Raw genomic sequence first — 20,469 nt, 5'->3', positions numbered from 1 at the left:
CGGTTGGGGACTCATCGCGTGTCCATCAGATTTCTGACCCGCTTTCAGCTTGGACGGTTCCCGTCCCGGCGGGGGCCGGGGCGGAGGTGCCGAAGTAGTCGTCGAGGCCGCGTGCATCCACCGGGCCCCGGAAGGCACGATGGAACGCCCGCCGCTTGACGGCTTGCTTCAGGCATGCCCGGTCGGGATGCAGCCATGCGCCGCGACCGGGCAGCCGGCGGCGGGGATCGACGACGACGCGGAGCGCGTCATCAGGATCTACCACCAGCCGGAGCAGTTCCGACCGGGCCGCGATGCGGCGGCATCCGATGCATGTTCGCAGAGGCTGACCGGGTGTCTGCGTCATTCCCTGCTCTCTCGCATCCTGCCGCCGGGCACAGACCCGGACTTATCTATTCTAGACCCTTTCGTGGGACTGCGCGTCGGAGCCGATGTCGATGCGCCAGCCCGTGAGCTTCGCGGCGAGGCGGGCGTTCTGGCCCTCCTTGCCGATCGCGAGAGAGAGCTGGTAGTCGGGCACGAGCACGCGGGCCGAGCGTGTGGCCTCGTCCACGATCGTCACGTTGGTGACCTTCGACGGCGAGAGGGCGTTCGCGATGAAGGTCGCGGGGACGTCGCTGTAGTCCACGATGTCGATCTTCTCGTCGTTCAGCTCGGTCATGACGGCCCGCACGCGCGAGCCCATTTCGCCGATGCACGCGCCCTTCGCGTTCACGCCCGGCACGAGCGACCGGACGGCGATCTTGGTGCGGTGGCCAGCCTCGCGGGCGATCGCCACGATCTCCACGCTGCGGTCCGCGATCTCCGGCACCTCGAGCTCGAAGAGCTTCTTGACGAGGCCCGGGTGCGACCGCGAGAGCGTGATGGACGGGCCCTTCATGCCCCGGTGCACGTCCACGACGTAGGCGCGGATCCTGGACCCGTGCAGGTACTTCTCGCCCGGGACCTGCTCCGGCGGCGGCAGGACGGCCTCGACCGTGCCGAGGTTCACCTGGACCATGTTCGGGTTGTGCCCCTGCTGGATCAGGCCGGCGACCAGCTCGCCCTCGCGGCCCTTGAACTCGCCGAGGACGTTGTCATCCTCGACGTCGCGGAGCCGCTGGAGGATGACCTGCCGCGCGGTCGTGGCCGCGATCCGCCCGAATCCCTCGGGAGTGTCGTCGAACTCGCCGACGGCGTTGCCGTCCTCGTCCTCCTCGACGGCCCAGATCGTGACGTGGCCGCTCTTGCGGTCCACCTCGGCGCGGGCGCGCTCGATTGCCCCGGGCGACTTGTGGTAGGCGAGCAGGAGGGCCTGCTCGATGGTGGGGATGAGCTTCTCGACGGGGATGTCCCGCTCCCGCTCCAGCAGGCGCAGCGCGCCCATGTCGATGTCCACTAGGCCTCCTCGGCGTTGTCGGTGTCGTGGTGGTCTGCGCCGCTTGCGGCATGGTCGGGGGCCGCGTCGTCTGGGACGTCCCCGAGGTGGGTGAACTCGATCTCGACCCTGCCGGAGCGGACCTTCTCGAAGGGGAGCTCGAGCGGCTCCCCGGGCTTGGGCTTGACGCCCTTCTTCGCGGGCAGATCGGGCACGACGACGATCCCCGTGTCCGTGACCTCGCGCAGCCGCCCGGTGACGTTCTCCTCGCCGATCACGTTCACCTTGACGAGCCGACCGCGCGCACGGCGCCAGTGGCGGACCTCGGTCAGAGGCCGGCTCACGCCAGGCGAGGACACCTCGAGGTCGTACGGCCGGGTGTCCCCCTCCGGATCGGCGTCCATGACGTCGGAGAGCTCGCGCGAGAGCTCCGCGATGAGGTCCAGGCCCACACCGCCGGTCTGGTCGTCTGACAGGTCCACGACGACGTGCACGGTGCGGTGCCTGCCTGCGGCCTTGACGGTGACCCCCTCGAGCACGAGCCCCCGGGCCTCAACGGCCGGTTCGAGGAGCGTGTGGAGGCGGGATTCCTCCCCGCCAGCGCGCTGGTCCTGCTCTGCCTGCGTCGGGGCGTCCCGCGAGGGCAGGTCGGGCTCGGACATGGGGGTCCGCCTCCTTTTGCTTGAGTTGTCCTCCTAGACTATCCGCTCGCAGGGCCCGGCGAGGGCGAGCGCAGGGTCCGTGGCATCATCGAGTCCGTGAGATCCGCCACCGACTCCCCCGCCCCGCGCCGCGGCGTGCGCCCATGGGCCTGGCCCGCCGCCCTGGCAGCGGCGGCGGCGCTGGGCGTAGGCGCCTCGGTGGTGGCCGCCCCGGCGCCGCCCGAGCCGATGCCCACCGCGGGCGAGGCGGCGCTGCTGCGCGCGCACGACGACGCCGCTCGCCTCGCCCAGACGGCCGCCGCGCTGCCGGTGGGCGCCTCGCGCACCCAGGGCATCCTGAGCCTTCAGGCGCAGGTCCTCGAGGCCTCGCTCCCTCCCAGATGGGCCACCCGTGCGGCCTCCCCCACTCCTGACTCGACCGGCGCGGCCCCGACCGGCACTGCCGCGACCGGCACCGGCGCAACCGCCACCGCCAGCGCCTCAGCGTCGACGCCGTCGGGCGCGAGCGCCGGGTCTCTGGCACGGCAGCTGGCATCGCAGCTGGCCGCGAGCGCCGCCGCCCGGCGCGCGGACCTCGAGGCCGTTGACGGCCCCACGGCGGCTCTGCTCGCGTCCGTGGCCACCGGGCAGACGCTCGAGGCCGAGCGGCTCGCTCCTGCCGCCAGCACTCCGGCCAGTCAGCAGGGATCCCCCACGGGCGGTGCGCCGACCGCGGCGGCCGGCGGTGCGCCGTCGTCCGCCGTCCCGTCCTCGCCAGCCGCGGATACCCCCTCAGCGGCGGGCACCTCGGCACAAGCGGGCACCTCGGCAAACGCGGCCGAGACCCCCGAGCGGGCCGCGTTCGAGGCCGTCCAGTCCGCGGAGCAGGCTGCCGTGTGGGCGTACACCGTCCTCGCAGCGCGGAGCGAGGCCGCAGCCCGGGCGGCCGACCTCGCCGCGGCAGACACGCACCGCGCCCGCCTCGGAGACCTCGGCGCGCTGGCCGGGCGGGCGGCCGTCATGCTTCCCGCGCCCGCGCCCGGCTACGCGCTCCCCGCCGATGCGGGCGCCCCGGCCCAGCTCGCGGGGCTCGAAGACTCCGCCATCGCGGCGTGGTGTGCGCTGGTCGGCGCCGTGGACCCGGGCCTGAGGGCCTCCGCAGCCGACGGGCTCCTCGAATCGGCCCGCCGCGCGGCCGCCCTCGCCGCCGGGACCGCGGACCACGGGACGACGGCGTCGGCCGCCTTCCCCGGGGACCTCGCCGCGCAGGGGGCCGCTGCTCACTGACAGGCCGCCGGCGCACGCCTAAGGAGAGCCTTGCTTAGCTGGTACAGCGGCGGCGGGGGTGCCAAAGTGGTGCCATGAGCGAACCAGCCACCCAGCTTCATCCCGAACCTCAGGGCACCGATCTCGCGGCCAAGCTCAACTGGCTCCGTGCGGGCGTCCTCGGCGCCAACGACGGCATTGTGTCGGTCGCGGCGGTCGTCGTCGGCGTCGCGGGCGTCACCAGCGATAGCGCCCCGATCCTCGTCGCAGGCCTCGCCGCCGTCGTGGGTGGCGCGATCTCGATGGCCCTCGGCGAGTACGTCTCGGTAAGCAGCCAGAGCGACAGCCAGAAGGACCTCATCGCGAAGGAGACCCGGGAGCTCCGCGAACAGCCTGCCGAGGAATTCGAGGAGCTCGTGGGCCTCTACCGGCACAAGGGCCTGTCCGAGGAGACCGCGCGGACGGTCGCGAAGGAGCTCACCGAGAAGGACCCGCTGCGGGCCCACCTCGACATCGAGCTGGGCATCAACCCGGACGAGATCGTGAGCGCATGGCACGCGGCTTTCGCCTCGGCGGTCTCGTTCCTCATCGGCTCCATTCTGCCGATGCTCACGATCCTCCTCGCCCCCGCGGGAATCCGCGTCCCCCTGACGTTCGTGGCCGTCCTGATCGCGCTCGCGGTCACCGGCTGGGTCGGCGCCTGGATCGGCGGCGGCTCCCGCGTCAGGGCCTCCACGCGGGTCGTGGTCGGCGGCGCGCTGGCGCTCGCGGCCACGTTCGGCCTCGGCACCCTTCTGGGGACCACGGGCATCGCATGACGCCCCCGGGGCTCGTCCCGGAGTCCCTGCAGCATCGAGCCACGCGCACCCCTGAGGGCCGCGCGTGGCTCGACGCCGTTCCGGACCTCTACGCCGACCGCCTCACTGCCTGGGGTCTGGTCCCCGACCTCCCGTCGGGCGGCGGGGCGCACGCGGGCATGTGGGCCGTGGTGGTGCCCGTGCTGCGCGGCGGCGAGAGGCTCGCGCTGAAGATCTCCTGCCCGTTCCCGGAGGCGGCCGCCGAGCCCGCAGCTCTGGGGCTGTGGGACGGGACCGGCGCCGTCCGGCTCATGGAGCATGACCCCGCCTCCTGCTCACTCCTGCTCGAGCGCCTCGACGCGGGCCGCCGCCTCCAGGACGTCCCGTTCCCCGAGGCGGCGTACATCTGGGGCGAGCTCGTGCGGGAACTCTCGATCGTCCCCGACGGCCGGCCGGGCTGGGACGCGTTCGAGCGCATCGATGCGACGGCCGAGCGATGGACCGACGAGCTCCCGGAGCGCTGGGAGGGGCTCGGGCGCCCCTTTCCGCGCTGGCTGCTCGAGGCCGCGCTCGAGGTGTGCCAGACCCGCGGTGCCGTGGGCCGGCGCGGCGGTCGCGACGTGCTCGTCCATACGGACTTCCACGGGATGAACGTCCTCGCGGCGGACGTCCCCACGCCTGACGTGCCCGCCTTCCGCGCGATCGATCCCCAGGCGGCGGTCGGCGAGGCGGAGTTCGCGGTCGCCCCGATGCTGTGGAACCGCCTCCCCGAGCTCGCCGGGACCGACGCGCCGTCGTCCCTCCTCGAGCGCTGCGGGCGCCTCGCCACGGCCGCTGGGCTCGACCCCGAGGCGAGCCGCGCCTGGTCGGTGGCACGCGAGGTCGAGAACGCCCTGTGGTACGCCGAGCGCCCCGGGCACCGGGGCGACGCCGAGCGGTCGCTGTGGGTGGCGAGCGCACTGAGTGACCGGCTCCTGCCCGGGCTGCCGGCCGTGGAGGACCTCAAGCGCCTCGACTGAAGGACGACCTCACGGCGCCCCCGTCCCATCCGTCGCCGCGAGGGCGTCGCGGACGGCCGCGACCGAGACCTCGACGTCGGCGGCGTCCGAGGACCAGTTGGCCACCGAGATCCTCAGCACGGACCGTCCCCGCCACCGTGACCCGCTCATCCACACGCGCCCGTCCTGGGCGAGGAATGCGGCGACCGCCTCCGTGCGCGCGTCCGAGCCGAACGCGAGGCAGACCTGGCTGAAGACGACGACGTTGAGCACCTCCGCCCCGGGAAGCTCCCCAATGCGCCGGGCGAGCTCCTGCGCATGCGCGACGAGCCGGGACACGAGCGCGTCGACGCCCGATCGTCCCAGCGACCTCAGGACGGCCCAGACCGGCACGCCGCGGGCCCTGCGCGAGAGCTCCGGCACCCGTTCGAGCGGGTCCCCGGGGCCGTGGTCTCCCTGCGCATCGTGGACGAGGTAGTCCGCGTGCATGCCGAGGGCCGTGCGGAGGGCGGGCACGTCACGGCAAACCACGATCCCGCAGTCGTAGGGCACGTTGAGGTTCTTGTGGGCGTCGGTGCCCCACGAGTCCGCGGCGTCCATGCCGTGCACGAGGTGCCTCGTGGCGGCGGAGGCGCCGGCCCAGAGCCCGAAGGCCCCGTCGACGTGCACCCACGCCCCGTGTGCGCGGGCGGCGGCGATCGCCTCCGGGAACGGGTCGAAGGCACCCGAGTGGATGTTCCCCGCCTGCAGGACCACGATCGCTGGGCCGTCGCCGGCTTCTAGAGCCTCCGAGAGCGCGTCGGGCCGGATGCGGCCCTGCTCGTCCACCGGAACGGCCTCGGGGGCCCCGAGCCCGAGGAGCCTCAGCGCCATGTCCACCGTGTCGTGCCGCTCGGCGCCCACGAGCACCCGGACCCTTGGCGCGCCCGTGAGGCCGCGGACGTTCACGTCCCAGCCCACGCGCTCAAGGACCCGCCACCGGGCGGCCGCAAGGCCCGAGAAGTTCGCCATGCTGGCCCCGGTCGCGAACCCCACGTCCGAGCCGCCTGGCAGCCCGAGGAGGTCGAGCACCCAGCGGCCCGCGGCCTCCTCTGCGGCCGCGACGGCAGGCGTGGCGAACCGGAGGCCGGTGTTCTGGTCCCACGCCGAGACGAGCCAGTCCGCGGCCATGGCCGCCGGCAGGGTGCCGCCGATCACCCAGCCGTAGAAGCGGCCCGAGCCCATCGCCATGAGCCCCGGATCCGCGAGGTCCGCGAGCAGATCAACCGTCGCAGCCGGGTCGAGGCCCTCCTCGGGCATGGTGCCGCCGAATGCCTCGGCGAGCTCGTCCGCCGTCGCGCGCGGACCCACGTGGCGGTCCGGCAGGCCCTTCAGCCAGGCGCGGGCCCGTTCGGCGGCGCGGGACAGCGGTTCGTCGTAGTCCTCGGGGCGCAGCATGGCTGCATGCTACGCCGGGCCGCGGCGCACAGACAGGGCCGTGTCAGGCGAAGTTCTCGTTCCAGACGTCGATCCCGAGCTTGACGGCGAGGGCCGCGACCACGGCCAGGAACACCCACCGGATGAACGTGTTGCCGCGGGCCACGGCCATGCGGGCGCCGGTGTAGCCGCCGAGCATGTTCGCCGCGCCCAGCACGAGCCCGAGCCCCCAGAGGAGCGTGCCCGCCGGGGCGAAGAGGCCGAAAAGGATGAGCGCGCCGATGTTGGTGGCCATGTTCACGATCTTGGCCTTCGCGCTGGCCTCGAGGAACGCGTACCCCATGCCTGAGACGAGCGCGATGACGAGGAACGAGCCCGTGCCGGGACCGATCAGCCCGTCGTAGAACCCGATCGCGAGGCCCAGTCCGCAGGCCGCCGCGAGGTGGCGGCGGCCCTTGAGCCGCAGCTGGGTGTACTGGCCCATCTGCGGCTTGAACGCGGTGAAGAGCGCGACGGCGACGATCGCGGCCAGGATGATCGGCTTGAACACTCTTCCGGGCAGCACGGTGGCCACGGACGCTCCGCCGAACGCGCCGACGAGGGCCACGACGGCCATCGGGATGGCCGTGCGCAGGTCGGGGCGGACACGGCGCGCGTAGGTGAGCGCGCTCGTCGTCGTGCCGAAGACCGAGCCCATCTTGTTCGTCGCGAGGGCCTGCACAGGGGCGATGCCGGGGACAGCGAGGAGGGCGGGCAGCTGGATGAGCCCGCCGCCGCCCACGACGGCGTCGACCCACCCCGCGCAGAACCCCGCGACGATGATCAGGATCAGGGTGAGGGGATCGACGGCCTCGAAGCCGCTGACCACGCGGGGGCGCTAGTCGACGTCGGCCGAGGCCAGCACCGCGGTGGCGCCGTCCCGGACCATCGCAACGACGCGGTCCACGACCTCGGCGACCGGGACGTCCTCGGCGGTGCCGCTGCGGCGGTCCTTGACCTCGAGCGTACCCGTGGCGAGGCCCTTGCCGACGGCGACGATGGTCGGGACGCCGATGAGCTCGGCGTCGCCGAACTTGACGCCCGGGGAGACCTTGGGACGGTCGTCGAGCATCACGGTCAGGCCGCGGGCCTCGAACTCGGCGGTGATGCGCTCGGCCTCGGCGAAGATCTCCTCGCCGCGGCCCACGGCGACCACGTGCACGTCCGCGGGTGCCACGGCGCGCGGCCAGACAAGGCCACGGTCGTCGTGGTTGGACTCGGCGAGGGCAGCTACCGCGCGGGTCACGCCGATCCCGTAGGAGCCCATCGTCACGGTGACCTGCTTGCCGTTCTCGTTGAGGACCTTGAGCTCGAGCGCCTCGGCGTACTTGCGACCGAGCTGGAAGATGTGGCCCATCTCGATCCCGCGCGCGGTCTCGAGCGGCCCGGAGCCGTCCGGGGCGGGATCGCCCGCGCGGACCTCGGTGCACTCGATGACGCCGTCCCAGCCGAAGTCGCGGCCGGCCACGAGGCCGTAGACGTGCTTGCCGTGCTCGTTGGCACCGGTGATCCAGCGGGTGCCGGAGACCACGCGCGGGTCCACGAGGTAGAGGATCTTCGCCTTGCCCTCGAGGCCGAGGAGCGCGTCGTCGCGGTCCAGGCCCGGACCGAGGTAGCCCTTGACGATGAGCGGCTGCGCCTTGAGCTGCTCGTCGCTCGCGGCCTCGATGCCGATCTCGCCGGCGATGGGCAGGAACGCCCCGATGTTCGCCTCGACGCGCTTGAGGTCCACGGCCCTGTCGCCGGGGAGGCCGATCACCACAAGCTGGGTCTCACCCGTGGGCAGCGTGACCGCGAGGACCACGTTCTTGAGCGTGTCCGCGCCGGTCCAGGGACGCTCGGGGTTCGGGAAGATCGTCTGGGACGCGGCCACGAGCGTGTCGATCGTGGGGGTGTCAGGGGTGTCGAGGACCTGCGCGGCCGGGGCATCGGAGTAGTCGACCTCGCCCGGCACCACGGTCGCGACGGCCTCGACATTCGCCGCGTAGCCGCCGGCGGAACGGACGAACGTGTCCTCGCCGACCTCGGTCGGGTGGAGGAACTCCTCGCTCTTGGACCCGCCCATCGCACCCGCGGTCGCCTTGACGGGAATCACCTCGAGGCCGAGCCGGGCGAAGATCTTCAGGTACGCCTCACGGTGCTTCGCGTAGCTGACGTCCAGACCGGCGTCGTCCACGTCGAACGAGTAGGAGTCCTTCATGATGAACTCACGCCCGCGCAGGAGGCCGGCTCGCGGCCGGGCCTCGTCGCGGTACTTGTTCTGGATCTGGTAGAGCGAAAGAGGGAGGTCCTTGTACGAGGAGTACAGGTCCTTCACCAGGAGGGTGAACATCTCCTCGTGGGTGGGGGCCAGGAGGTAGTCGGCGTCCTTGCGGTCCTTGAGGCGGAAGATGCCCTCGCCGTACTCGGTCCAGCGGTTGGTCGCCTCGTAGGGCTCCTTCGGCAGTAGCGCCGGGAAGTGGACCTCCTGCGAGCCGATCGCGGCCATCTCCTCGCGGATCACCTGCTCGACCTTGCGCAGCACCGCGAGCCCGAGCGGGAGCCACGTGTAGATGCCCGGGGCCGCACGGCGGATGTAGCCGGCGCGGACCAAGAGCTTGTGGCTCGCAACCTCGGCGTCGGCGGGGTCCTCGCGGAGCGTGCGGAGGAACAGGGTGGAGAGTCGCAGGACCACAGGGCAATCCGTTTCTGGATGTGGAGCGGGAAAAATGTCAGCTACCAATGTATCCCAGTGGGCCTGCGCTCAGTCCGCCCCTCACTTCGCCGCGGCGACATCGAAGACCCCGTGTGCCCCCCGCTCGGCGTCCACCATGTAGTGGCTCACGAACGGGTAGTGGCCCGCGGCGGGGAACGTCAGGTCCACGAAGCCGCCCTGGGCTGGCGCGAGGTCCATGGCCTGGGAGCCGCCGGTCTGGGCACCACCGGCGCCGGGCGCGAGTCGGTACGCGCCCTCGGCCCATACCGCGCTGAACTGCGCGCCGACCACGTGGAACGACGTCGCGCGGCCCGGGCCGGCGTCGAGCACCCACACGCGCACCCGCTCGCCCGCGCGCGCGGCGAGCGGGGCGGCGTCGTACTGGTTCGGGTACCCGTTGAACACGACCGCGTCCGGTGTGCCCGCGGCGATCTTGGCTGAGACAGCGTCAAGGCCGGCGATGCCCGGCACGCCGTTGGCCGCGGCGCCGTGGTACTGCTCGCTCTGGACGAGCACGAACTCGTGGTCCACGGGCGGCGCGTCCGGCGGGTCGATCACGACGGCCCCGAACATCCCGTTGGCGATGTGCAGGGACATCGGCATCGTGGAGCAGTGGTACATCCAGATTCCCGGCTGCGTGGCCGTGAACGTGTACGTGAGCTGCTGGCCCGGGTCGATGGTCCGCATGGGCCCGTCCGGGGCGAGCGCACCAGCGTGGAAGTCGATCGAGTGCCCAGCGGACGCGTCGTTGACGAGCGTGACCTCGAACGTGTCCCCCACCCGCCCGTGCAGCACGGGCCCCGGCGCGGTGCCGTTGTACGTCCACAGCGTCTGCTCGACGCCGGGCGCCACCTCGGTGACTGTGTCCCGCACCGTGAGGGTCACCTTGTGGGTCGTGCCGGCCGGCACGGGCGGGAGGTCGGCCGGGTACGGGGCGTGCGGCGCGGCGGCACTCGGCGCCGAGGAGCCTGTGGCACCGGGAGAGGCGGGGGCAGCGTGCTGCATGCCGGGCATGTCCATCGCACCGGCCTGCGGCGTGCTCGGCCCTGCACTACTTTGGGCGCCCGACACATTCACGCGGAACACCATGCCCATCTGCTTGTGCCCCACCACGGAACACCAGCCGTCCACGGACGCGCCCATCACGCCGGCGTCGAGCTGGCCGTCTTTGCCCGGGTAGATCCGCCCGGAGTCCTGGCCTGTGGCGAGCACGAGGTCGTGCGGGGTCTGGTCCTTGTTGGCCAGCTCGATCACGAGCCGGTCGCCGGCCGGGACGGTCACGGTGTCCGGCACGAACCGCATCCCGGACATCGCGACCTCCACCGTGGTGGTGTGGCCTGTCGGCACGACGCCGCTGCCCCCCTTCGCGCCCACCGCGCCCGCCGCCGTGGCTGCCACAGGCGAGCCGCCCGCCGCGACCGGAAGCACGGACGGGTCCGCGGCGACACCGGAGACAACGGCGGCCAGCAGGACGGCGAGGCCTACCGCGCCGGATCCGAGCCTGCTGCGGACCGACGCGCCGACGGCGATGGGGCCCGAGCCGGCCGGGTGCCGGGGCTGGTCCTCTGGGCGGGGGCGGGAGAACCACGCCCGGGCCGCGAGCCAGATGAAGGCTGCGAGCGCCACGAGCCCGGCCACGGCGGCGGCGACCCGCACCGTGCTGGGCACGGGCAGGAGGTAGAGGGCGAGCGCGCCATTGGCGAGGACCACGCGGAGCCACGCGGCGGCGTCGAGCATGTCGGTACGCCGGCGCACCACGGACGGCCCGCCGCCGAACACGACCGGCAGCAGGTAGGAGAGGGCACCGAGCAGCACCTGCGCCGCGAACCCGGCGGCCAGCGCCGGGGTGAGATCGGCGAGAGCCATGTGCAGCGAATCCCAGTCGGGGGCGGTCGCGCACAGCCACGCGAGCCGCCCGAGCGCGCCGATGAGCCACAGCAGGGACGCGAGCGCCGAGAGCGTCGCGAAGGTCACGGGCGGCTTGCTGCGCACGGCCCGGGCGAGCGGGACGGCCGAGACGACCACCCCGCCCAGGTAGACGAGCACGCCCACGGCGGCGAGGGGCCGCAGGCCAGCGAGCGCGCCCACCGCGGCCAGGCCGACGCCGGCCAGGAGGGCCCAGAGGGCGCGGCGCGAGGTGGGCTCGGCGGCGTCGTGCGCGCGGGTCCGCAGCATCGTCGGGAACAGGGTCACGAGCGTGCCGAGCACGCTCAGGCCCACCCAGCCGAGCACGTTGACCGACTCGTGGGCGAGCAGGAGGCGCGGGTGGAGGTCGCCGGCGTCGTCCATGCCGGGGAGGGCGAGGAGGGCCCCCGCGGCAGCCCCGAAGGGCAGGAGGGCGCAGGCCGCGAGGTAGTAGCGCAGGGTGGATGCGAACCGGGAGGGGAGGGCCCGGCGCACCCGCAGCAGCAGGGCGATTCCGTGCCAGCCCGCCGCGGCACCCACGGCGGCTGCCCCTGCGACGGCCGCGAGCCAGGCCTGGCCCAAGACGCCGCCCATCGCCGCGGCCGCCCCGACGTTCAGCAGCACGAGGCGCGCCGCGAGCGCCCGCCGGGACGGCACGGGCAGGCGCAGCAGGGCCTCGGCGAAGTGCCACGAGTAGACCATGATGGCGTTCGTCGCCGCCCCGAGCAGTGCGAGGTGGGTCAGGAGCCACCCGGAGGCAGGGATGCCGCGGTGGATGCCGGAGAGCACCGCGATGGCCAGCAGCCACACGAGGGTTGGGGCGTTGGCCCAGCGGTGCCACGTGGCCCGGCCGGTGCCGGGGCGCCCGGGGCCGTTCGGGTCTTTGGCGGCCGCGGAGTTGCCGGGCGTCTGCCCCTTGGGCGGCAGGGTGGGCATCATGCCGCACCCTCCTGCTTGGCGCGCCCCGCACGGGCAGGATCCGAGATCGTGGGCTGCGCCCGTGGGCGAACTTGCCCCCCGGCGGCCGCCGCGTACGCCGCGAGCGCCACGAACGCGAGCACCGCCGCGACGTTGCCCATGCCGCCCCACTGCCACGCAACGATGTCCCCGCGGGCGTCGCCGACGGCGAGGCGCAGCACGAGCGTCGCGTGCAGGAGCACCGCTGGGACCCACATCACCGGCAGGTATGGCAGCGGCCGGCGCAGGACGGCCGGCAGGATCACGGGCGCGTGGGCCATGATCATGGACATGACGAAGCCAAGGAATGTCGCGTGGAGGAACGCGTCGTAGGCGGCACCCGCCAGGGATCCGGACCCTGCGCCGGGGTTCAGGAGGCACACGCCCGCCGCGACGGCAAGCCACGCGTAGCCGGCCAGGAGGCACGCGGCCACGAAGCGCGGCAGGCCCTTCGATCGGATGGTGGCCCGCGCGACGTCATACTTCACGAGCCACGCGGCAAGCCCGAGCAGTGCCAGCCCGAACAGCGGGTACCCCACCGCGGGCCAGAGCAGAGTGGCGGGACCCAGTGCCACGATCGCGGCGCACGCGGTGACGAGCAGTGGTTCCGCCCAGCGGCCAGAGATCCGCAGCCGGGCAAGCTCGAGCCGCTCTCCCGCAATGGTCGCGAGCAGGAAGGCGGCGAACCACGGCACAACGGCGGGCACGCCGACCCCCGCCGCGAGAAGGCCCGCACCCCCCGCTGCCGCGACCGCGCCCAACGCCTGCACGAGCACTGCGGGGTCCCGCTGTCGGCGCCACAGCGGCACATACACCACCGCGAACATTACGGCTCCCCCGAGCACGACGGCGCGCGGCACCCAGGCGGTGCCCTCGCCGAACGCTGGGACGAGCTGGGCGATCGAGCCGGCGCCCAAGAGCGCGGGGGCCGAGTAGCCCCAGACGCGCCGGAGGGCGACCGCCCTCTCGAGGGCGATAAGTGTGCCGACGAACCCGAACACCATGAGCGTCCCATGCGAGGGCGGCAGCGTGGGCGCCGTGCTTGGGCCGACGGGCGCGGCGACGCCCAGAAGGGTCAGGGCGGCGTCGAGCCCGGCGAGCAGGGAGGCCCCGCCGAGGGCCAGGAGGAGGGCGCGCGGCCAGACGGTTGTGGCGATCTTCGGCGCCGTGCTGGCGGTGGGTGCAGGGCGACGGCTCACGGGCGGCCGATCGTCAGCAGGCACGCACCGGGTTCGGCGAACGGCTCAAGCCGCGAGCCCAGCTCGGGGTGGCCGAGGAGTCTCAGCGACTCCTCGACGAGGCCGGCGTGGACCGAGCAGACCACGCGCGGCTGGTCCTTTGCCGCGGACAGCAGCGGGCACGCCACGAGGCGTACCGTCCCGCCGGCGTGGGTCCCGCCCTCCCGTGGCTCGTCGACGCCGAAGCCGAGCTCGTCCAGTTCGGCGAGCACGCGGCGTCGTGCCTCTGTGGCGGTGACTGCGCGGCGCGAGTCGCCGGGTGCCGGGGCGCCGAGGGTCCGGCGGGCCCAGCTGCGGCCAGCCTCCACCCCGGCACGGTCCGGATCCGGCGCGAGGCGCGCCACCTCCGCGGCCAGCACGCCCGCGAGGCCTGCGTAGCCCGCCGCGGGGGCCTGCTCCACGGCCCGGTAGTGCTTCGCCGGGCGCCCCCTTCGGCCGGGACGGCCCTCCCCCAGCGGAGGGCCGTCGGCGAGTTCGGCGAGGCCCGCGCCGACGAGGGCCTCGAGGTGCTCCCTCACCGTGTTGGGGTGCTGGCCCGTCTCCCCGGCGAGCTCCTCGACCGTACACGGACCACCCGCGGCGCGCAGCAGGTCGACGATGCCCGCACGCGCCCCGGACAGGGGCAGTGCCGGACCCGGAAGCGTGGGCTGCGGACCGAGAGGCGCGCCTTTCACGGAATGATTTGTCACGGAATTTAGTGTAGTAAAGTTTGAGACAGGACACCTCTCCGGAAGGACATGAGATGGAATACACCGAAGCAAACCCGCTGACCCTCACCCAGAAGTCGTCCTGCGCGTGCGGCGAGCACGAGGCCGAGGGCTTCCCCGAACTCGACGTCCGCGTGATCCCGCACGCCATCCGGCACGCGACGATCTTCGGCGCGCTGGACTCGCTCGCCGTGGGCTCCGGGCTCGTGATCATCGCCAACCACGCCCCGCTCCCGCTCCTCGCGCAGGTAGAGCAGCGGTACCGCGAGGGCGCCTTCGAGGTCACGTACCTCACCGAAGGGCCCGAGGAGTGGAAGGTCCAGTTCCGCCGCGAGGCGTAGCCCGCGGCGTCCGACCCCCCACCCCGCCCCTCTCAGCCACCAGGCACCGGTCTCCCCGCCGGTGCCTGGTTCATTTCTGCCTCAGGCCTCATTGACCGCGCCCCCGGGTGGGCCTAGCCTCGAATTCATCGAGTGATGAATTCCAGCGCCCCCATCCCCCGGGAGTCAGCATGCAGCACACCACCGGCGCACACGCCGCCACGACGGCGCCCGCGATCGAGGCGGACCGGCTCTCCGTCCGCATCCGCCGGGCGCCGATCCTCCACGAACTCGACTTCACCGTTCCGGCAGGTCGCGTCACGGGGCTGCTGGGCCCCTCCGGAAGCGGCAAGAGCACCCTCATGCGCTCTATCGTGGGCGTGCAGCGGCTGGCCGGGGGCTCCCTCACCGTCCTCGGGCGGCCTGCCGGGGCCGCGTCGCTGCGCGGGTCGCTGGGCTACATGACCCAGGACGCGAGCATCTACCGGGACCTCACGGTCCTGGACAACGTCCGGTACTTCGGCGCCCTCCACGGCAGATCGGCCGCGGACGCCCGCGGGGCCGTCGAGGCCGTCGGTCTCACCGACCTGGCCAGGCGCAAGGCCTCCGACCTCTCCGGCGGCCAGTTCAGCCGCGTTTCCCTCGCGTGCGCCCTCGTGGGCGACCCGGTGCTGCTCGTCCTCGACGAGCCGACCGTGGGCCTGGACCCCGTGCTCCGCGTGGACCTGTGGGAGCGCTTCCGCGCCCTCGCAGACTCCGGCTGCACCCTCCTGATCTCGAGCCACGTCATGGAGGAGGCGAGCCGCTGCGACTCGCTCCTGCTGCTGCGCGAGGGCCGGCTCCTGGGTCAGCTCACGCCCGCCCAGCTGCGCGAGCGGCGGGAGCGACGACCTCGAGCAGGCCTTCCTCGGCATCATCCGGGCGGACCTCGACCGCCAGGCCGCCGGTCTGCCCGTTCCGGCGAAGGAGCATGCCGCATGAACCCCCGGATGCTGTGGGCCACCACGGTGCGCGTCCTGACCCAGCTGCGCCACGACCACCGCAGCCTCGCGCTCATCGTCGTGGTGCCCTCGGCGCTGCTCGCGGTCGTGTACTGGCTCTACGAGAACGAGGCCCTCCCGCCCGGCGCGCCCCGCACGTTCGACCGCGTGGGCCTGATCATGCTCGCGATCTTCCCGTTCATCGTCATGTTCCTCATCACGTCGATCACGATGCTGCGCGAGCGCACTACGGGGACGCTCGAGCGGCTCATGACCACGCCGATCCACACCGCCGACCTGCTGTTCGGGTACGGCATCGCGTTCTCGCTCATGGCCGCTCTCCAGTCCGCGATCGCCACCGGGGTCGCGTACTGGGTGTTCAACCTCGACATCAAGGGCAACGGCGGGTTCGTGGTGCTCGTCGCGGTCGTGAACGCCGTGCTCGGAGTGGCCCTGGGCCTGTTCTGCAGCGCGTTCGCCCGCACGGAGTTCCAGGCGGTGCAGTTCATGCCGGTGGTCGTGATCCCGCAGATCCTGCTCTGCGGCCTCTTCGTGGCCCGCGACCGCATGAACGACGTGTTCCAGGCCGTCTCCGACTGGATGCCTCTGACCTACTCGGTCAACGCCCTCCAAGAGATCGCGAAGAACACCGACCCGACAGGGACGATGTGGCGCGACTTCGGCATCATGGCCGCGATCGTGATCGGCCTCCTCGCGCTCGCCTCGTTCACGCTCCCGCGGAAGAGCTCATGAGCTCAGTGGGCCGCACGGCGAAGCGGGGCAGGCCCGACGACGGCGGGGACCGGCGCGCGCGCATCCTCGCCGCCGCGGGGCGCCTCTTCGCGGACCACGGGTTCGACGCGGTGAGCCTGCGCCGGGTAGCGCGGGAGGCCAAGGTGGACCCGGCGCTCGTGCACCACTACTTCGGTGGGAAGGACGAGCTCTTCGGTGCCGCGGTGTCCCTCCCCGCCGACCCCGGTGACCTGCTCGCGGGCCTGGACCCGGCCGTGCCCGAGGGCCGCGGCCGGATCGTGGCCCACGCTGTCCTGGCCCTGTGGGAGGGCCCGCAGCAGCATGTCCTCGCCGCGTTCCTGCGCGCCACGATCGGCTCGACGTCGCGCACGAGGCTCCTGCGCGACGTCGTGCGGCGCCGGATCCTCGCCCGGGTCGCCGAGGGGCTGCCCTATGACGACGCCGAGCGCGACCTCCGCGCGGCCCTCGCCGCAACGCAAGTGGTGGGCTTCATCCTCGTGCGGTACGTGGTCCGGCTCGAGCCGGTCGCCTCCCTCCCGGCCGAGGACGCGGAGGCACTCCTCGCGCCCGCGGTCGAGCGGCACCTCACCGGGGCCCTCCCCGCGGTACCGGGCGCGGCCGGACCGGGCGCCTAGGAGCTGCTCAGAACAGGACGGTGGCGAACGTCCCGACCTGCTCGAACCCGACCCTGCGATAGCTCGCCCGGGCCTTGTAGTTGTAGTCGTTGACGTACAGGCTCACGATCGGCGCGAGGCGCCGGGCGTACTCGACGACGGCCGCCATGCCCCCGTGGCTGAGCCCCTCGCCGCGGTGGGACGGCTCCACCCAGACGCCCTGGACCTGCGAGGCGGCCGCGGACACGGAGCCGAGCTCGGCCTTGAAGAGCACCCGGCCGTCCGCGCCGAACCGGGCGAACGAATGCCCCTCCGCGATGAGCTGGCGGACGCGGCGGTAGTAGTTCTCGCTGCCCCCGGCCACCGGCGAATAGCCGACCTCCTCCTCGAACATCGACACGCAGGCGGGGGCCAACGTGTCGAAGTCCTCGATGGTCGTGACCCGCACGAGCGGATCGGGCGCGACGGAGGGGGCGCCCTCCATCGCGAGGAGCGGCTGGGCGCGACGCACATCGCGGGCCGGTGGCCCGGACAGCTCGGCGAAGATCGCGAGGGTGGCCTCGGCCGGCCCGAAGATCGAGGCGAACCTCCGGCGGGAATGTCGGATCACGTCGGCGTAGGCCTGGGCGTGCGCCACCGGCACTTCGATGGGGACGACGTTCGCGCCGAGCCAGCACGCGCTGCTCAGCTGCCCATCGCCGTCGAACGTCCCGACGATCTCGGCGCCGGAGGACATCGCGGACGCCGTCCCGTGCGCGCCGAGGTGGGCCGCGACGAACACGTTCGCGACCGGATCGGCGGCGGCAAGCTCGGCGAGGGCGGGCGTGTCCTCGTCGGTGAGCCGGCGTACCGCCCGTGCGGGCGTGCGGCTACGAGACGGTGACCACGGGGCCGCCTTGGACAGAATCTTCGCCACCGGCCTCCCCCATCCCCTCGGCGATCTTCATCGCCTCTTCGATCAGGGTCTCCACGATCTCGCTCTCCGGGACGGTCTTGATGACCTCGCCCTTGACGAAGATCTGGCCCTTGCCGTTGCCGGAGGCGACGCCGAGATCGGCCTCGCGCGCCTCACCCGGCCCGTTGACCACGCAGCCCATGACGGCGACGCGCAGCGGGACCTCCATGCCCTCCAGCCCCGCGGTGACCTGCTCGGCGAGCGTGTACACGTCCACCTGGGCGCGGCCGCAGGACGGGCACGAGACGATCTCGAGCTTGCGAGGACGCAGGTTGAGGGACTGGAGGATCTGGATGCCGACCTTGACCTCCTCGACCGGCGGGGCCGAGAGGGAGACGCGGATCGTGTCCCCGATGCCCTGCGACAGGAGCGCACCGAATGCGGTGGCGGACTTGATGGTCCCCTGGAAGGCAGGCCCCGCCTCGGTCACGCCGAGGTGCAGCGGCCAGTCGCCCCGCGCCGCGAGCTGCTCGTACGCACGGACCATCACCACGGGGTCGTTGTGCTTGACCGAGATCTTGAAGTCGTGGAAGTCGTGCTCCTCGAAGAGGCCGGCCTCCCACACCGCGCTCTCCACGAGCGCCTCCGGGGTGGCCTTGCCGTACTTCTTCAGGAGGCGCGCGTCGAGTGAGCCGGCGTTGACCCCGATCCGGATGGACGTGCCATGGTCCTTGGCCGCCTGGGCGATCTCCTTGACCTGGTCGTCGAACTTGCGGATGTTGCCGGGGTTGACGCGGACGGCGGCGCAACCGGCCTCGATCGCGGCGAAGACGTACTTCGGCTGGAAGTGGATGTCCGCGATGACGGGGATCTGGGACTTCTTCGCGATGATCGGCAACGCCTCGGCGTCATCCGCGGACGGGCACGCGACGCGCACGATGTCGCAGCCGGCGGCCGTGAGCTCGGCGATCTGCTGGAGCGTGGCGTTGATGTCCGTGGTCGGCGTCGTGGTCATCGACTGGACGCTGATCGGCGAATCGGAGCCGACGCCGACCGACCCCACCCTGATCTGCCGGGTCCTGCGCCGGGGCGCGAGGACGGGTGGCGGGGCGTCTGGCATTCCGAGGCTGACCGAGGTCACTGGCTGGCTCCTTACGGGTACTGCTGGGAGGGGTGCTACGTGGTGGCTGCGTCAGACGGTCGCGGCGTCGGCGAGGCGGCCGATGATGGGGTTCCACTCCGGGGCATGCGTCTCGGCAACGAGCTCCGCCTTCTGGAACGGGTCCTGGGCCAAGAGCGCGTCGAGGGCGGCACGATCCGCCGTCTGGAAGACGAGCAGGGCCTTCGACCCGTCGTCGATGGGACCGCTCGCGAGGAGGTCGCCGGACTCCGCGCGCTCACGGAGCCACGCGCGATGGGCGGGCCGCACCTCGTCGAGGCGGCGGACCGCCTCCTCCGGAGCGGAGACGTACCGGTATTCGACGGCGAAGACAGTCATGGGTCCAGACTATCTCCCGCGGCGCCGCGCCGACGCCGTCAGCCGAACAGCTTCACCGGTTTCACGATGTCCGCGTAGATGAGCAGGACGCTCATCGCGATCAGCACGCTCGCCACGACGTAGGTCAGCGGCAGGAGCTTGGCGATGTCGAACGGCCCGGGGTCAGGCCGCTTGCGCCATGCGGCCACGCGCCGTCGTGCGCCCTCGTACAGCGCGCCCGCGACATGCCCGCCGTCCAGCGGAAGGAGCGGGATCAGGTTGAACACGGCCAGGGCGAGGTTCACGCCGGCAAGGATGCCCACGAGCGTGGCGATGCGGGCGTTGAGCGGAATGTCCTCCATCGCCGCGACCTCGCCGGCCACCCGGCCCACCCCGACCACGCTGATCGGCCCGTTCGGATCGCGCGGGGCGCTGCTGAACGCCGCCTGCCCCACCGCGATGACGCGGGCGGGGAGATTCACGACGACGCCGGCCACCTGGGCGATGTTGTCCCCGACCGCGGGGAGGACGCTCGTGGCGGGCTGGGGCACCAGGGCCTGCTGGGAGCCGATGCCGAGGAAGCCGGCCTGGACGGTCTGGTACGAGCCGTCGGCGTTCTTCACAGCCTGGCCGTTGGCGCCGATCACGGGGCGTTCGCTGAGGACCGGCATGACCTTGGCCTGGACCTCGGAGTCGCCGCGCTTGAGCGTCACGGTGACCTCGCGACCCGCGGAGTCACGGATCCACGTGGTGAGCTGGTCCCAGCTCGTCACCTTCTTTCCGTCGAACACCATGACCGTGTCCCCGGGCTGGAGTCCGGCCGCCGCGGCCGGCGTCTTGGTGCACGTCGCCGGGTTGGTGTCCTGGTTGGGCGCCTGGACGCCCGACGCAGTCTGCGTGACCATGCACGCGGACACGGTCGCGACCTGCGTGGTGGGCTGCGGGGTGCCGAACCCCATGAGCAGGATCGCGGTGAACAGCACTCCGAGGAGGATGTTCATGGCGGGCCCGCCGAGCATGATGATGATCTTCTTCCAGACGGGCAGCTGGTAGAACAGCCGCCCGTGGTCCTGGGGGCGGACCTCCTCGTGCGCCTGGTCCCTGGCGGCCTCGGCGAGGCCCTGGAACATGCCCGTGCTCGAGGAGCGCACCGAGCCGTCCCGCACGTTCGGCGGGTACATCCCGACCATCGCCACGTACCCGCCCAGCGGGAGGGCCTTGACGCCGTACTCGGTCTCGCCGCGCCTGACCGAGAACACGGTGGGGCCGAACCCGATCATGTACCGGGTGACACGAACGTTGAACAGCTTGGCGGGCAGGAGGTGGCCCACCTCGTGGAGGGCAATGGACACAGCGATGCCCACGGCGACGAACACGACGCCGAGGATGAACAGGATGGTGGGATTCACAGGTG

19 protein-coding genes and 1 pseudogene are annotated in these 20,469 nt (G+C 72.6%); 7 read left to right on the top strand and 13 right to left on the bottom strand.

The genetic code is table 11. The annotated features are described in order from the left end of the window. Positions 1-25 precede the first annotated feature (25 nt). Genes SCMU_RS07825 through rimP form a run of 3 tightly spaced genes read right to left on the bottom strand, consistent with a single transcriptional unit; the run spans position 26 to position 2,019 of the window. Positions 26-346 (bottom strand): YlxR family protein, encoded by a 321-nt coding sequence (locus tag SCMU_RS07825; protein ID WP_229232450.1) that lies wholly within the window; start codon positions 344-346, stop codon positions 26-28. 51 nt (positions 347-397) lie between these two features. Beyond that, positions 398-1,378 (bottom strand): transcription termination factor NusA, encoded by a 981-nt coding sequence (gene nusA, locus SCMU_RS07820; protein ID WP_229232449.1) that lies wholly within the window; start codon positions 1,376-1,378, stop codon positions 398-400. Next, positions 1,378-2,019 carry a ribosome maturation factor RimP gene (gene rimP, locus SCMU_RS07815; RefSeq protein WP_229232448.1) on the bottom strand — a complete coding sequence of 214 codons (642 nt, stop codon included), beginning with the start codon at positions 2,017-2,019 and terminating at the stop codon, positions 1,378-1,380. Before rimP ends, nusA begins: the two co-directional genes overlap by 1 nt. A 96-nt stretch (positions 2,020-2,115) precedes the next feature. Between rimP and SCMU_RS07810 the strand changes: the two genes are divergently transcribed. The 3 genes from SCMU_RS07810 to SCMU_RS07800 all read left to right on the top strand — a co-directional run bounded on the left by SCMU_RS07810 (position 2,116) and on the right by SCMU_RS07800 (position 5,080). Further along, the gene (locus tag SCMU_RS07810) at positions 2,116-3,285 is read left to right on the top strand and encodes a DUF4439 domain-containing protein (RefSeq protein ID WP_229232447.1); all 1,170 of its coding nucleotides are present in this window, start codon (positions 2,116-2,118) and stop codon (positions 3,283-3,285) included. Between the two features lie 74 nt (positions 3,286-3,359). Then, on the top strand, positions 3,360-4,082 hold the full coding sequence (locus tag SCMU_RS07805) for a VIT1/CCC1 transporter family protein (protein ID WP_229232446.1): 723 nt from the start codon (positions 3,360-3,362) through the stop codon (positions 4,080-4,082). Continuing rightward, the gene (locus tag SCMU_RS07800) at positions 4,079-5,080 is read left to right on the top strand and encodes an aminoglycoside phosphotransferase family protein (RefSeq protein WP_229232444.1); all 1,002 of its coding nucleotides are present in this window, start codon (positions 4,079-4,081) and stop codon (positions 5,078-5,080) included. The genes SCMU_RS07805 and SCMU_RS07800 overlap by 4 nt, the downstream gene beginning before the upstream one ends. A 9-nt stretch (positions 5,081-5,089) precedes the next feature. Here the strand turns inward: SCMU_RS07800 and SCMU_RS07795 are convergent, their stop codons facing one another. From SCMU_RS07795 to SCMU_RS07770, 6 genes are all read right to left on the bottom strand, one after another. Then, on the bottom strand, positions 5,090-6,496 hold the full coding sequence (locus tag SCMU_RS07795; RefSeq protein WP_229232443.1) for a pyridoxal phosphate-dependent decarboxylase family protein: 1,407 nt from the start codon (positions 6,494-6,496) through the stop codon (positions 5,090-5,092). Positions 6,497-6,539: 43 nt separating this feature from the next. Next, a complete protein-coding gene (locus SCMU_RS07790) occupies positions 6,540-7,343 on the bottom strand; it encodes a sulfite exporter TauE/SafE family protein (protein WP_229232442.1) in 804 nt (267 codons plus the stop codon). Between the two features lie 9 nt (positions 7,344-7,352). Continuing rightward, positions 7,353-9,188: a proline--tRNA ligase gene (locus SCMU_RS07785; protein ID WP_229232441.1), complete on the bottom strand. Its 1,836-nt coding sequence runs from the start codon at positions 9,186-9,188 to the stop codon at positions 7,353-7,355. An 81-nt stretch (positions 9,189-9,269) separates the two neighbouring features. Continuing rightward, a complete protein-coding gene (locus SCMU_RS07780) occupies positions 9,270-12,053 on the bottom strand; it encodes a multicopper oxidase domain-containing protein (RefSeq protein ID WP_229232440.1) in 2,784 nt (927 codons plus the stop codon). After that, on the bottom strand, positions 12,050-13,270 hold the full coding sequence (locus SCMU_RS07775) for a DUF8744 domain-containing protein (RefSeq protein ID WP_229232439.1): 1,221 nt from the start codon (positions 13,268-13,270) through the stop codon (positions 12,050-12,052). Before SCMU_RS07775 ends, SCMU_RS07780 begins: the two co-directional genes overlap by 4 nt. Continuing rightward, positions 13,267-13,998, bottom strand: a complete 732-nt coding sequence (locus SCMU_RS07770; RefSeq protein WP_229232438.1) for a helix-turn-helix transcriptional regulator — start codon at positions 13,996-13,998, stop codon at positions 13,267-13,269. Before SCMU_RS07770 ends, SCMU_RS07775 begins: the two co-directional genes overlap by 4 nt. Positions 13,999-14,051: 53 nt before the next feature. Here SCMU_RS07770 and SCMU_RS07765 point away from each other — a divergent pair, with 53 nt between their 5' ends. From SCMU_RS07765 to SCMU_RS07750, 4 genes and pseudogenes are all read left to right on the top strand, one after another. Continuing rightward, positions 14,052-14,357, top strand: coding sequence for a DUF2249 domain-containing protein (locus SCMU_RS07765; protein WP_229232437.1), 306 nt, complete (start codon positions 14,052-14,054; stop codon positions 14,355-14,357). A 170-nt stretch (positions 14,358-14,527) separates the two neighbouring features. Beyond that, positions 14,528-15,317, top strand: a pseudogene (locus SCMU_RS07760) (ABC transporter ATP-binding protein). Between the two features lie 8 nt (positions 15,318-15,325). After that, positions 15,326-16,069 carry an ABC transporter permease gene (locus SCMU_RS07755; protein ID WP_443020279.1) on the top strand — a complete coding sequence of 248 codons (744 nt, stop codon included), beginning with the start codon at positions 15,326-15,328 and terminating at the stop codon, positions 16,067-16,069. Further along, on the top strand, positions 16,066-16,704 hold the full coding sequence (locus SCMU_RS07750) for a TetR/AcrR family transcriptional regulator (protein WP_229232435.1): 639 nt from the start codon (positions 16,066-16,068) through the stop codon (positions 16,702-16,704). Before SCMU_RS07755 ends, SCMU_RS07750 begins: the two co-directional genes overlap by 4 nt. A gap of 7 nt (positions 16,705-16,711) precedes the next feature. Here SCMU_RS07750 and SCMU_RS07745 read toward each other — a convergent pair whose 3' ends face one another. From SCMU_RS07745 to SCMU_RS07730, 4 genes are read right to left on the bottom strand one after another with little or no spacing between them, the layout of a single operon-like run. Then, positions 16,712-17,599, bottom strand: a complete 888-nt coding sequence (locus tag SCMU_RS07745) for a GNAT family N-acetyltransferase (protein ID WP_229232434.1) — start codon at positions 17,597-17,599, stop codon at positions 16,712-16,714. Continuing rightward, entirely contained in the window at positions 17,553-18,719 is a 1,167-nt protein-coding gene (gene ispG / locus SCMU_RS07740; protein ID WP_443020238.1) for a flavodoxin-dependent (E)-4-hydroxy-3-methylbut-2-enyl-diphosphate synthase, read from the bottom strand. The genes SCMU_RS07745 and ispG overlap by 47 nt, the downstream gene beginning before the upstream one ends. Positions 18,720-18,770: 51 nt before the next feature. After that, positions 18,771-19,076, bottom strand: a complete 306-nt coding sequence (locus SCMU_RS07735) for a YciI family protein (RefSeq protein ID WP_229232433.1) — start codon at positions 19,074-19,076, stop codon at positions 18,771-18,773. 38 nt (positions 19,077-19,114) lie between these two features. After that, on the bottom strand, positions 19,115-20,464 hold the full coding sequence (locus SCMU_RS07730; protein WP_229232432.1) for a M50 family metallopeptidase: 1,350 nt from the start codon (positions 20,462-20,464) through the stop codon (positions 19,115-19,117). Positions 20,465-20,469 lie beyond the last annotated feature (5 nt).

The sequence above is a fragment of the Sinomonas cyclohexanicum genome, from assembly GCF_020886775.1.
Classification (GTDB): Bacteria; Actinomycetota; Actinomycetes; order Actinomycetales; family Micrococcaceae; genus Sinomonas; species Sinomonas cyclohexanicum.
Note: the sequence above shows the minus strand (reverse complement) of the source record. Positions and strands in the feature narration are given on the sequence as shown.